A 12,513-nucleotide genomic window follows, 5' to 3' on the forward strand; every position below is an offset into this window, starting at 1 on the left:
TCCTGTGCTCAGGCGCGGACGACCCGCACGACGTGGTCGACGACGTGCTCGGCGGCGACCTCCTCGCGCTCGCCCGTACGCCGGTCGCGGACCTCGACGGTGCCCTCGGCGAGGTTGCGGCCGACGACGACGATGGTGGGGACACCGATGATCTCGGCGTCCTTGAACTTCACGCCCGGGCTGACCTTCGGACGGTCGTCGTAGAGCACCTCGACGCCCTGGGCGTGCAGCTCGGTGGCGATCCGCTCGGCGGCGGCGAAGACCGCCTCGTCCTTGCCGGTCGCGACCAGGTGCACGTCGGCAGGCGCGACGTGGCGCGGCCAGCACAGCCCCTGCTCGTCGAGCGTGCCCTCCGCGATCGCGGCGACGGCGCGGGAGGGGCCGATGCCGTAGGAGCCCATGGTGACGGTGACGAGCTTGCCGTTCTCGTCGAGCACCTTGAGGTCCAAGGCGTCGGCGAACTTGCGGCCGAGCTGGAAGATGTGGCCCATCTCGATGCCCCGGGCACTCTCGAGCACTCCCCCGTCGCTCGCGCCGCACACCGGGCAGGGGTCGCCGTCGCGCACCTCGCCGACGTCGATCGTGCCGTCGCCGGTGAAGTCGCGACCGGCGACGAGGTCGAGCACGTGGGAGCCGTGGACGTCGGCACCGGTCACCCAGCGGGTGCCCTCGACGACACGGGGGTCGAGCAGGTAGCGGACGCCGGCGGGCTTGTCCTCGCCGAGCGCGCCGGGGCCGATGTAGCCCTTGGTCAGCGTGGGGCGGGCCGCGAACTCCGCCTCGGTGAGCGGCTCGAAGACCACGCCCTCGCCGAGCTCGGCCTCCAACCGCTTGGTGTCGACCTCGCGGTCGCCGGGCAGGCCGACCGCGACCGCCTCGGTGCGGCCGTCGGGGTGGCGCACCGAGAAGACGACGTTCTTGAGGGTGTCGGCGGCGGTCCAGGCGCGCCCGTCGGAGCGGGGGTAGGCCTCGTCGAGGTGGGCGACCAGCGTGTCGATGGTGGGGGTGTCGGGCGTCTGCTCGGCGTGCGCGGCCGGCAGCCCGTCGTACGACGCGGGCGCGGGCGCGGGGGTGTCGACGGCCTCGACGTTGGCGGCGTAGTCGCAGCGCGAGCAGCGGACGTAGGTGTCCTCGCCGACGGCCAGCCTGGCGAGGAACTCCTCGGACTTCGACCCGCCCATCGCGCCGGCCTGGGCCTTGACGATGACGTACTCGAAGCCGAGCTTGTCGAAGATGCGGATGTAGGCGTCGCGGTGCTTCTCGTAGCTCGCCTGCAGCCCCGCGTCGTCGACGTCGAAGGAGTAGGAGTCCTTCATGACGAACTCGCGCCCGCGCAGCACGCCCGCGCGGGGACGTGCCTCGTCGCGGTACTTCGTCTGGATCTGGTAGATCGAGAGCGGCAGGTCCTTGTAGGAGGAGTAGAGGTCCTTCACCACGAGGGTGAACATCTCCTCGTGCGTGGGGCCGAGCAGGTAGTCGTCGCCCTTGCGGTCCTTGAGCCGGAAGATGCCGTCGCCGTACTCGGTCCAGCGACCGGAGGCGTCGTAGGGCGCGCGGGGCAGCAGCGCGGGGAACAGCAGCTCCTGCGCGCCGATCGCGTCCATCTCGTCACGGATGATCTGCTCCACCTTGCGCAGCACGCGCAGACCGAGCGGGAGCCAGGTGTAGATGCCGGGGGCGGAGCGTCGGATGTAGCCCGCGCGCACCAGCAGCTTGTGGCTCGGGACCTCGGCGTCCGCGGGGTCGTCGCGCAGCGTGCGCACGAACAGGGTCGACATCCGCAGGATCATGCGAGCAGCCTAGGGCGCGTCGATCAGTCCCACGCAGTCGCCCGCGCGGCGTCGCATCGGACCTGGACGGCGTTGTCGTCGCCCGCCGTGACTCCGCCACGGCGGGCTCCTCCGCCTTGCCAGCTCCGCGCGACCCCACGCCTGCTCCCACGGGGACTGACCGACACACCCTGGGCGTGCGGTCGGGGCGCCTCGACGCGGTTTCCCGGTCCGTCGCGTGCCGCGACGCAACCGTACGCCGCCCGCGCGCGTCTCCCCTGCACCATCCGCGCCGCGGTGCTCGTCGCACCCGTGGCCGGCCCCACCTCAGAAGGACCCCCGATGCGCCGCTTCTCCCCCGCCCGTCTCGTCCCTGCGGCCGCCCTCAGCGCGGCTGCACTGCTGATCGCCTCGACGTCCGCGCTGGCCGCCGCACCCACGACCGTCGACCCGAAGACGCTGCCCGAGGGCCCGGCGCCCGCCGTGGCCCACCTCGAGGGGCAGCGGCTCAACGTGCTCGTCGACGGCGCCCTGCGGGTGCCGCTGCGGGCCCAGGCCGTCCTGCTGCTCGGCGAGTCCGGCACGGGCCACGTCGTCGGGCTGTCCAAGCGGACCGGGGCGACCTCGCTGGTGCGCGTCGAGGCCGACGGCTCGAAGCTGGAGCTGAGCGACGGCGACCCGTGGAGCTCGGTGCTGTCCTCCGACGGCACCCGGGTCGTGTCGTACGAGTGGAAGCGCGGACGCAGCGTCCTCAGCGTCCTCGACGCGACCACCGGAGCGGTGACCGCCCGCCGGGTCTTCCGCAGCTTCGTCACCCCGCTCGACGTGACGGGCGACCGGGTCGTGCTCGGCGGCTGGGACCGCAGGACCCGGGGCACCCTCGCCTGGGACCTCACCACCGGCGACCTCACGCGGCTCAGCGACCGGATCGCCTACCGCGCCGACGCCCAGCACGACCTGCTCGTGTCCTACACACGCGACCCCTACGACGAGGGCTGCACCGTGGTCAGCCGCCTCAGCGACCCGGGCGCGAAGCTGTGGCGCTCGTGCGACAGCACCGTCTCCGACATCTCCACCGACGGCACGCACCTGGCGACGTACGACATCCTGAGCGACGGCATCGGCCCCAACCAGGTGCAGGTGCGCACCGTCACCGGCGCGGTCACCGGCACCTACCGGGTCGCGCACCGCGGCTACTTCGGTGCGCTGGAGTTCGAGGACGGCGACACGCTGCTCGCGGAGGCCTCGTCGCGCCGCGCCACCGCGACCGTGAGGTGCACCGACGCGGTGTGCGAGCGCGCGACGCCGGTCAGCCGCAACCCGATCTACCGGCTGACCCCGTCTGCCGGGTGAGGGACGCCCGCCGTCAGAACATCACGGTCGAGAACCGTGCGGTCTCGACGAACCCGACCCGCTCGTAGGCGCGGCGGGCGGGGGTGTTCCAGTCGTTGACGTAGAGCGAGACGGTCGGGGCGATCTCGCGGCGCACGAGGTCGACCACGGCGGCCATCCCCGCGCTCGCGAGGCCCCGGCCGCGGTGCTCCGGGGGCACGAAGACGCCCTGGATCTGCGCGGCGTACGGCGAGGCGCAGGCGACCTCGGCCTTGAAGACCAGCTCGTCGCCCTCGAACTGCGCGAAGCTCCAGCCCCGGCTGATCAGCTGCTGGACGCGGGCGCGGTAGAGCTCGGCGCCGCCGCCGGCCTCCGGGGAGACCCCGACCTCCTCGGTGTACATCGCCACGCACGCCGGGTAGAGCGCATCGAGATCGGCTCGCGTGGTGCGGCGTACGCCGGGGGCCGGCTCGACGAGCGGGTCGGTGTCGATCGCCAGGTGCGGCTGGCGCCAGCGGACCTCGCGGGGGCGGCCCCACATGTCGGCGACGACGTGCCAGAAGACCTCGACCGCGTCGTGCGGACCGACGATGGTCGAGACGGTGCGGCTGCGGGTGAGGGCGCGCTCGGCGAAGGCCCGCGCGTCGTCCGCGGTCGCCTGCACCGGCACCAGGTTGGCGCCGACGTGGCAGGCCGCGACCAGGTCTCCCCCGTCGAAGCGGCCCCACATCTCACCGCCCAGCCAACGCGGCTCGAGGTTGGTGGTGCGGGCCCGGTGGTCGACGAACACGTTGACGACCGGGTCGCGGTGCGCGAGCTCGAGGAACGCGTCGAGGTCGGGCGCGCCAAGGGGGCGGACGCCGTGACGCGTGGTGAGCACGGGTCGAGCCTATGCCGATCGGCCCGCACCAGCACCACGGCTCGTCCGTCGGGCCTGCTCGCTCCCCCTGCCCGCGTCGTCGCGAACACCCCAGAACGTCCGGAATCCCAGCAGATGCTGGGATCGCGACACCGGCGCCGGGCCACTTCCTGACGTTCTGGGGTGTTGCAACGCCCCAGAACGTTGGCGATCCCAGCAGATGCTGGGATTCCGCCGCCACCGCCCCCGTAGGGTCCCAGGATGCGCTGGTCGGCCTCCGCCCCCGTGACGTGGCCCGCGGACCACCGGTGGCAGCGGCTGCGCGAGGAGCTCGTCGACCGGGCCGCGGCGGGGATGCGGGTCGAGCCCGACGGCACGGTGCGCATGGACGGCGCCGGTCCGGGTGACCCCGAGGTCAGGCTGGCCGCGGGCACCCACCTCCAACCGGGGGCGGACTACCGGATCGCCCCCGAGCTCACCACCGGCCTCGTGCGCGGCTGGGTCGGCGCCGTCGCCGGGGTGGGTCGCACCGCGGGCATCGAATGGGCGCCGTACGCCGAGCCGGGCCGGGCGCACGTGGAGCTGCAGGGGCTCGACCGGCTGGTCGAGGCCCGCTTCGCCAGCGACCTGGCGGTCCTGCGTGGGCGTGGCCGGTTCGCCCCCGGCGAGTCGGAGGCGCTGGACCTCGAGGTGGAGGTGCCGTGGCTGCGGGTCGAGCTGCGGGCCGGCGTACGCGCGGGAGAGCTGACGGTCTCGCTGCGGGTGCGCGGTCTCGGTGCGTGGTGGCCGACGCTGGCGCCCCTGATGCTGGCCGGTCGAGCGAGCTTCCAGCGCGAGCTCGAGACCGCCGTCCTCGAACTGGCCGAGACGCTCACGACGTTCGCGACGACGGGCGACCTCGCCATCCCTGCTGTCGAGTCGCTCGAGGACGTGCAGCGCCGACACGAACGCGAGCTCCGCGGCGGGCTCTCGGAACTGGCGAGGCGCCAGCGCACCGTGCGCGACCGTCTGTCGATCCTGCCCTGGTGGCGACGTACGCCGGCCAGGTGGCGAGCGGAGGTCGCGGGCCTCCCGACGCCGACCTGGCCCGCCGGGGCCCTGCTGTGGCCGCCGACCTGGGTCGAGGTGGAGCAGGAACTCACCGCGAGGGTGCTGCGCGGCCTGCCGTGGCGTCGCGACGACCTGCTCGAGAAGCGCGTCGCGGCCTTCGCCGACGAGTTGGTGGCCACGCGGCTGGCGGCCGACGCCGACTCCCGCCGCGCGGCCGATGCCGCCCGCGCCGAGCCGTGGCTCACCGACGAGGCGCTCGACCTGTCGTGGCTCGCGACCCCGACGAGACTGCTCGCCGAGGCTCGGGGCGTCAGCTCACCGTGACGGTGGCGCCCTCGCCGTCGACGGCCTCCATGCCCTCTGCGATGCGCATGGCCTCCTCGATGAGGGTCTCCACGATCTGCGACTCGGGGACGGTCTTGATGACCTCGCCCTTGACGAAGATCTGACCCTTGCCGTTGCCGGAGGCGACGCCGAGGTCGGCCTCGCGAGCCTCACCCGGGCCGTTGACGACGCAGCCCATCACGGCGACGCGCAGCGGGACCTCGAGGCCGTCGAGGCCCGCGGTCACCTGCTCGGCGAGGGTGTAGACGTCGACCTGGGCACGACCGCACGAGGGGCAGGAGACGATCTCGAGGCGGCGCGGGCGCAGGTTGAGCGACTCGAGGATCTGCAGACCGACCTTGACCTCCTCGACCGGGGGGGCCGACAGCGAGACCCGGATCGTGTCGCCGATGCCCTGGGAGAGCAGGGCGCCGAAGGCCGTCGCCGACTTGATCGTGCCCTGGAACGCCGGCCCCGCCTCGGTCACGCCGAGGTGCAGCGGCCAGTCACCCGCCGCGGCGAGGAGCTCGTAGGCGCGGACCATGACGACCGGGTCGTTGTGCTTGACCGAGATCTTGAAGTCGTGGAAGTCGTGCTCCTCGAAGAGCGAGGCCTCCCAGACCGCCGACTCGACGAGCGCCTCGGGCGTGGCCTTCCCGTACTTGTCCAGGATCCGCTTGTCGAGCGAGCCGGCGTTGACGCCGATGCGGATGGACGTGCCGTGGTCCTTGGCGGCCTTGGCGATCTCCTTGACCTGGTCGTCGAACTTGCGGATGTTGCCGGGGTTGACCCGGACGGCCGCGCAGCCCGCCTCGATGGCGGCGAAGACGTACTTCGGCTGGAAGTGGATGTCGGCGATCACCGGGATCTGCGAGTGCTGCGCGATCTGAGGCAGCGCGTCGGCGTCGTCCTGCGAGGGGCACGCCACCCGCACGATGTCGCAGCCGGACGCGGTGAGCTCCGCGATCTGCTGCAGCGTGGTGTTGACGTCAGAGGTGAGCGTCGTGGTCATCGACTGCACCGAGATCGGCGACTCGCTGCCGACCCCCACCTTGCCCACCTTGATCTGGCGGGTGGGGCGCCGCGGCGCCAGGGTCGGAGGCGGCGCTGCGGGCATCCCCAGGTCGATCGAGGTCATGCCTCCAGCGTACTGAGCCGCACCGACTCCTCCCCCATCCTCCGCGCCCCCGGGGCTGACCGCGGCGCGCGGCGGGCCTCACGCGCGCACGTCGACCTGGAACCCCCGCTGCATCCCGCTCTGCAGGCTCGAGGCGAGCGTCGACAGGTCCACGTCGTGCGCCGCGAGCAGGTCGGCCAGGCTCGTGCCCGAGCGCAGCTCCTCGAGCACGTCCTCGCCGTCCATCTCCAGCAGGGAGCCGACCACCTCGAGGGTGCTCTCCTGGGTCGAGGTCAGCGAGCCGGTCAGCGCACCGGTGGGCGGCGGTCCGGGCGGCCGACCGCCACCCGGGCCACCGGGTCCACCGGGGCCGGCTGTCCCGGTCTGCTGAGCGATCTGCGTCACGATCTCGCGCAGGTCGGGTGAGGACCTCAGCTCCTCGGGCGCGCCGTCCTCGAGCGCTTGCAGCAGGTCCTCGCCGGAGACGCCGGCCTCGGTGGCGACGTCCATCAGGCTGGTGCCGCCCGCGACCTTCGCGGCGAGCTCCTCGGCGGACTGCCCGAGCAGCTCGGACACCGCCTGGAAGTGACCCGCGGGCTGCCGGCGGCTCGCCGCGGAGGCCGAGGCACCCGAGAGGCCGGACAGGCTGGACAGGGACGAGGAGCTCTGGCTCCCCACGCAGTTGATCGTCATGACCCGGCCATCGGTCGCGACGGCATCGGCCTGAGCACCCGGTGCCGCACTCACAGGTAGGGCCTGGTTCTCACAGGTGGACGGTCGGACTCACAGGCTCCTGCCAGCCACTCACAGGCGCAAGGTCTTGACGACTGGGCCGCCGGGGGTCAGGAGCCGTAGATGCTCAGCGGCACGACCAGGTCGCCGACGATGAGGACGACGCTCATCGCGAGCATCGCGGTCGCGACGACGTACGCGACCGGCAGCAGCTTCGCGGCGTCGACGTGGCCCGGGTCCGGGCGTCCGCGCAGCCGCGCCGCGCCGCGGCGTACGGCCTCCCACAGCGCGCTGGCGATGTGGCCGCCGTCGAGGGGCAGCAGCGGGATGAAGTTGAAGGCGCCGATGAAGAAGTTGAAGCCCGCGACGAGCAGCAGCAGGATCGCGATCTTGGCGTCCTGCGGGATGAGGTCGGTCGACGCGGTCTCACCGGCGAGCCGGCCGCCGCCGACGATGCTGACGGGGCTGTCGGGGTCGCGCTCCTGGAGGCCGAGGATCGCCTTGCCGACGCCCCAGACCCGCGACGGGAGGTAGATCAGCGCCTCGACGGTCTGCTCGGCGGTCTCGCCCATCTGCACGAGCGTGTAGAGCGGTCCGCCGGTCGCCCGCACGGTCTGCGGGGTGACGCCGAGGAACCCGACCTCGCGCAGCGTCTGGTCGGTCGCGGAGTCGGGTCGCAGCTCGACCGTGGTGCTGGTCGTGCCGCTCAGCTCCTGCCCGTCGCGCTCGTAGCCGATGACGGCCTGGCCGTCGGCGTTGTCGCGGATGAGCGAGCGCAGCTGGTCCCAGCCGGTGACGGCGGTGCCGTTGAACGACGTGATGGTGTCGCCGGGTCGCAGGCCCGCCTCGGCGGCCGGGCTCTCGGGGTCGCTCGCCGTGCAGTCGGTGCGCTGCTCGGAGGCCGGGATCACGCACTGCGAGACCGAGGACAGCACCGGGCGCCCCTCGGCGGGCCCGACGTCGTTGGGGTTGCCGTAGGTGCCGAAGACGCCCCAGAACAGGAAGAAGGCGATCGCGATGTTGACCGACGGACCGCCGGCCATGACGACGACCTTCTTCCACCACGGCATCTTGTAGAACAGCCGCTCGGAGTCCTCGGGGCCGATCAGCTCCCACTCCGCGGCGCGGGCGTCGGAGATGAGCTGGGTGAACATCCCGGTGTTGGACTTGCGCACCCGGGTGACCTGGTTGCCGTGCTCGTCGTAGGACACCTCGCCGAGCTGCTCGGCGCCGGGCGGCAGCATCCCGACGATCTTGACGTAACCGCCGAGCGGGATCGCCTTGATGCCGTACTCCGTCTCGCCGCGCCGCCGCGACCAGACCGTGGGGCCGAAACCGATGAAGTACTGCGTGACCTTCCCGCCGAACGCCTTCGCCGGGATCATGTGACCGAGCTCGTGGAGCCCGATCGAGACCAGGATCGCGACGACGAACGCCACGACCCCGAGCACGTAGTAGACCGTGGTCACTGCTGTTCTCCCCCTGTTGCCGCGTCCTGCGCGATGCCCGCAGCCTCGGACCGCGCCCACGCGTCGGCGGCGAGCACGTCCTCCACGGTCCTCGCCTCCGCGCCCACCGAGCGTACGTCGTGGCGCGCGAGCACCGCGGCGATCGTCGGCACGATCCGGGCGAACGGCAGCCTTCCCCGCCGGAACTCCTCGACACACACCTCGTTGGCGGCGTTGTAGACCGCGGGGGCCGTGCCTCCGGTGAGCGCGGCCCGCTTGGCCAGCTCCACCGCGGGGAACGCCTCGTCGTCGAGCGGGAAGAACTCCCACGTCTGCGGTCTGGTCCAGTCGACCGCGGGGGCCGTGCCGGGCACCCGGTCGGGCCAGGCGAGCCCCAGGGCGATCGGGATGAGCATCGTCGGCGGGCTGGCCTGGACCATCGTCGAGCCGTCGACGAACTCCACCATCGAGTGCACGACGCTCGTGGGGTGCACGACGACCTCGATCCGCTCGATCGGGACGCCGAAGAGCAGGTGCGCCTCGATGACCTCGAGCCCCTTGTTGACCAGCGTGGCGGAGTTGATCGTCACGACCGGGCCCATGTCCCACGTAGGGTGGGCCAGTGCCTCGTCGACGGTCACGTCGGCGAGCTCGGTGGCCGTCCGGCCGCGGAAGGGCCCGCCGCTCGCGGTGAGGACGAGCTTGTGCACCTCCTCGGCGGAGCCGCCACGCAGGCACTGGGCGAGCGCACTGTGCTCGGAGTCGACCGGCACGATCTGGCCCGGGGCCGCCCGGCCGGTCACCAGCGGTCCGCCGACGATGAGCGACTCCTTGTTGGCCAGCGCCAGCACGTTGCCGGCGTCGAGCGCGGCGAGCGTCGGGCGCAGGCCGACGGCGCCGGTGATGCCGTTGAGCACCACGTCGCACGGCAGCGCCGCGGCCTCGGTCGAGGCCTCCTCGCCGAGCCCCGCGTAGAGACCCGGGTACGCCGCGCGCAGCTCGGCCGCCTGCTGCTCGAACAGCTCCGGGTTGCCCCCGCCCGCGGTGATCGCGACGACCCGGAACCGGTCCGGGTCGCGGCGCACGATCTCGAGGGCCTGGGTGCCTATGGAGCCGGTAGAGCCGAGGACGACGACATCTCTGCGCGCAGGTCTCACCACGTCGTCATCGTCCCACCGCAGCGCCTGACCGGCGCCGGCCCTCCACCCCGGGAGGTGAAAGTCGGCGGATCGTGAGGAGGTGTCTCAGCCGTCGTCGTCCCGACACGCAGGCGAAACAGTCCCGGGGTGGAGTGCGAGCACGGCTCCCGGTCGGGTGCCGCACCTCGTCGCGAAGGATCCCGATGCACCATCTCGATGTCACACCCGCTCGTCCGCGCCGTCACCGGCCGCGGCTCGCCCACGCCCTCGGAGCCGCCGTGCTCTCCGCCTCCCTGGCCGCGACCGGTCTCGCGGCCCAGGCCCCGGCAGCCTCCGCCGCCGCGGCGCCCGTCTCGCCGAAGACGCTGCCGGGCGGCCTCGACCTGGCCACGGCGGGCATCCAGCAGCTCCAGGCAGGGCTGCGCGCCGGCACCTTCACCTCGGTCGACCTGGTGAAGGCCTACCTCGCCCGCATCGACGCGATCAACTACGCCGGCCCGCGGCTCAACGCGATCCGGCAGCTCTCGGCCACCGCCCTGGCCGACGCCCAGGCCGCCGACGCCGCACGGGCCGCCGGCCGCGCCACCGGCCCGCTGGCCGGGATCCCGATCCTGGTCAAGGACAACATCGACGTGGCGGGGATGCCCACCACGGCCGGCAGCGTCGCACTGGCCAACTCCTACCCCCGCGCGGACTCGCCCCTCGCGGCTTCGCTCAAGGCCGCGGGCGCGATCATCCTCGGCAAGACCAACCTCACCGAGTTCGCCAACTACACGACCGCCGGCATGCCGGCGGGCTACAGCTCGCTCGGCGGCCAGGTGCTCAACGCCTACGACCTCTCCCAGACGCCGAGCGGCTCCTCGGCGGGCTCGGGCGTGGCCGCATCCACCGCCATGGCCGCGGCGACCGTCGGCACCGAGACGTCGGGTTCCATCCTCAGCCCGGCCAACGCCAACTCGCTGGTCGGGATCAAGCCGACGGTCGGCCTGATCAGCCGCACCGGCGTCATCCCGATCTCGGCCTCGCAGGACACCGCCGGCCCGATGACCCGGTCGGTCTTCGACGCTGCCGCAGTCCTGACCGGCCTCACCACCGGAGCCGACCCGGAGGACGCCGCCACGCAGGACGGCCGCTCGGCGGGGTTCGACGACGTCGACTACACCGCCAGCGTCGGCACCACCGGGCTCCAGGGGGTCCGTCTCGGGGTGATCGGGCTCGCCGCGGCACTCGGCACACCGGGGCCCTACGCCGACGCCCTCACCGTCCTGCGGGACCAGGGTGCGACCCTCGTCGACGTCTCTGCGCCGACCGGCACGTCGCAGCGGGGCATCCTGGACCTGGAGTTCAAGCGCGACCTCAACGCCTACCTCTCGCGGCTGCCCGCCTCGGCGCCGATCAGGACGCTGGCCGACGTCATCGCCTACAACGACGCCCACGCCGACGTCGCCCTCAAGTTCGGCCAGACGCTGCTCACCCAGTCCGAGGCCGTCGACCTGAACGACTCCACCACCCGTGCCGCCTACGTCGCCGCCCGCGACCAGGGCATCGCCGACAGCCGCAACGGCATCGACACGGTCCTCACGACGAACAACGTCTCGGCGATCGTCAGCAGCGCCCAGACGACCGGCATCGGCGCCCGGGCCGGCTACCCGTCGCTGACCCTGCCGGCCGGCTACAACCCGGCCAACCGGCGTCCCGTGGCCATCACCTTCCTGGGCACGGCCTACACCGAGGCGTCGCTGATCTCCTACGCCTCGGACTACGAGGCCGCCGCCGCGGTCTGGCGCTCGCCCGAGTCGATCAACCCGACGGCCTTCGCCTGCACCGCGCTGGCCAGCCCGAACAGCGCCGAGTCGTGCGACCAGCCCGCTCCGGCACCGGCCACCAGCGTGACGCTGGCCGACCTGAAGCGCACGGTCGTGGCGCGCACCCAGCGCGGCAAGGTGCGCATCGCCGTGGCAGCGGGCTCCGTCGTGCCGACGGGGCGCGTGGTGGTCACCCGCAAGGGCAAGACCGTCGGCTCCGCGACCCTCGACCCCGCGGGTCGCGCCGTGGTGCGGATCAAGCGGCTCAAGCCGGGCAAGCACCGCCTCGTGGTGACGTACGTCGGCACGAGCGCCGTGCTCACCTCGTCCGACACCGTGCGTCTGCGGGTGGCGCGCAAGCGGGGCTGACCCGCGCCGCTGAGCAGCGCAGCCGACGCGCAGCGGTGGGGACCGCCGTCACTCGTGGCGGAAGGCCCCCACCGCTGCCGTCAGCTCGACCGAGGTGCGTCGCAGCTCGTCGACCGTGTCCTGCGTCTGCGCCAGCGCCTCGGTGGTCGTGGTGGCCGCACCCGAGACCCCGGAGATGTTGGCGGCGATCTCGCCGGAGGAGGTGGAGGCCTCGGCGACGTTGCGCGACATCTCGTTGGTGGTGGCGGTCTGCTCCTCGACGGCGGAGGCGATGGTGAGCTGGTAGTCGTTGATCGAGGTGATGATCGTGGAGATCTCACCGATCGCGTCGACGGCTCCGGTGGTGTCGCCCTGGATGGCCTCGACCCGGGCGGCGATGTCCTTGGTGGCCTGGGCGGTCTCCTGGGCCAGCTCCTTGACCTCGTTGGCGACCACGGCGAAGCCCTTGCCGGCCTCACCGGCACGGGCGGCCTCGATGGTGGCGTTCAACGCCAGCAGGTTGGTCTGCTCGGCGATGGAGGTGATGACCTTGACGACGTTGCCGATCTCCTGGCTCGAGGTCCCCAGCC

10 protein-coding genes are annotated in these 12,513 nt (G+C 72.7%); 3 read left to right on the forward strand and 7 right to left on the reverse strand.

Going from position 1 to position 12,513, the window contains the following annotated elements:
- Nucleotides 1-8: 8 nt before the first annotated feature.
- Nucleotides 9-1,790: a proline--tRNA ligase gene (locus GRQ65_RS00360; RefSeq protein ID WP_160874039.1), complete on the reverse strand. Its 1,782-nt coding sequence runs from the start codon at nucleotides 1,788-1,790 to the stop codon at nucleotides 9-11.
- Nucleotides 1,791-2,111: 321 nt separating this feature from the next.
- Here GRQ65_RS00360 and GRQ65_RS00365 point away from each other — a divergent pair, with 321 nt between their 5' ends.
- Nucleotides 2,112-3,122, forward strand: coding sequence for a hypothetical protein (locus GRQ65_RS00365; protein WP_160874041.1), 1,011 nt, complete (start codon nucleotides 2,112-2,114; stop codon nucleotides 3,120-3,122).
- A 13-nt stretch (nucleotides 3,123-3,135) separates the two neighbouring features.
- On the opposite strand, the gene GRQ65_RS00370 is transcribed toward GRQ65_RS00365, so the two are convergent.
- Nucleotides 3,136-3,981, reverse strand: coding sequence for a GNAT family N-acetyltransferase (locus GRQ65_RS00370; RefSeq protein ID WP_160874043.1), 846 nt, complete (start codon nucleotides 3,979-3,981; stop codon nucleotides 3,136-3,138).
- A 240-nt stretch (nucleotides 3,982-4,221) separates the two neighbouring features.
- Here GRQ65_RS00370 and GRQ65_RS00375 point away from each other — a divergent pair, with 240 nt between their 5' ends.
- Nucleotides 4,222-5,334, forward strand: a complete 1,113-nt coding sequence (locus GRQ65_RS00375; protein ID WP_160874045.1) for a hypothetical protein — start codon at nucleotides 4,222-4,224, stop codon at nucleotides 5,332-5,334.
- Here the strand turns inward: GRQ65_RS00375 and ispG are convergent.
- The 4 genes from ispG to GRQ65_RS00395 form a co-directional block, all read right to left on the reverse strand.
- Complete coding sequence (gene ispG / locus GRQ65_RS00380) at nucleotides 5,321-6,472, reverse strand: flavodoxin-dependent (E)-4-hydroxy-3-methylbut-2-enyl-diphosphate synthase (protein ID WP_160874047.1); 1,152 nt, start codon at nucleotides 6,470-6,472, stop codon at nucleotides 5,321-5,323. The two genes, GRQ65_RS00375 and ispG, sit on opposite strands and share 14 nt — an antisense overlap.
- Nucleotides 6,473-6,550: 78 nt before the next feature.
- Nucleotides 6,551-7,129 carry a hypothetical protein gene (locus GRQ65_RS00385; protein WP_160874049.1) on the reverse strand — a complete coding sequence of 193 codons (579 nt, stop codon included), beginning with the start codon at nucleotides 7,127-7,129 and terminating at the stop codon, nucleotides 6,551-6,553.
- A gap of 164 nt (nucleotides 7,130-7,293) precedes the next feature.
- A complete protein-coding gene (locus tag GRQ65_RS00390; protein ID WP_160874051.1) occupies nucleotides 7,294-8,652 on the reverse strand; it encodes a site-2 protease family protein in 1,359 nt (452 codons plus the stop codon).
- Nucleotides 8,649-9,791 carry a 1-deoxy-D-xylulose-5-phosphate reductoisomerase gene (locus tag GRQ65_RS00395; protein WP_160874053.1) on the reverse strand — a complete coding sequence of 381 codons (1,143 nt, stop codon included), beginning with the start codon at nucleotides 9,789-9,791 and terminating at the stop codon, nucleotides 8,649-8,651. Before GRQ65_RS00395 ends, GRQ65_RS00390 begins: the two co-directional genes overlap by 4 nt.
- Nucleotides 9,792-9,973: 182 nt before the next feature.
- On the opposite strand from GRQ65_RS00395, the gene GRQ65_RS00400 reads away from it, so the two are divergent.
- Nucleotides 9,974-11,944 (forward strand): amidase family protein, encoded by a 1,971-nt coding sequence (locus GRQ65_RS00400; RefSeq protein WP_160874055.1) that lies wholly within the window; start codon nucleotides 9,974-9,976, stop codon nucleotides 11,942-11,944.
- Between the two features lie 48 nt (nucleotides 11,945-11,992).
- Here GRQ65_RS00400 and GRQ65_RS22030 read toward each other — a convergent pair.
- The coding region (locus tag GRQ65_RS22030; protein ID WP_272917481.1) for a methyl-accepting chemotaxis protein at nucleotides 11,993-12,513 on the reverse strand (521 nt) is incomplete at its 5' end.

Source organism: Nocardioides flavescens (genome assembly GCF_009823805.1).
In the GTDB taxonomy this organism is placed as follows: Bacteria; Actinomycetota; Actinomycetes; order Propionibacteriales; family Nocardioidaceae; genus Nocardioides; species Nocardioides flavescens.

Coding starts and splice junctions, on each gene's coding strand:
- GRQ65_RS00360 (WP_160874039.1), bottom strand. CDS start 1,790: ATGATCCTGCGGATGTCGACCCTGTTCGTGCGCACGCTGCGCGACGAC.
- GRQ65_RS00365 (WP_160874041.1), top strand. CDS start 2,112: ATGCGCCGCTTCTCCCCCGCCCGTCTCGTCCCTGCGGCCGCCCTCAGC.
- GRQ65_RS00375 (WP_160874045.1), top strand. CDS start 4,222: ATGCGCTGGTCGGCCTCCGCCCCCGTGACGTGGCCCGCGGACCACCGG.
- ispG (WP_160874047.1), bottom strand. CDS start 6,472: ATGACCTCGATCGACCTGGGGATGCCCGCAGCGCCGCCTCCGACCCTG.
- GRQ65_RS00400 (WP_160874055.1), top strand. CDS start 9,974: ATGCACCATCTCGATGTCACACCCGCTCGTCCGCGCCGTCACCGGCCG.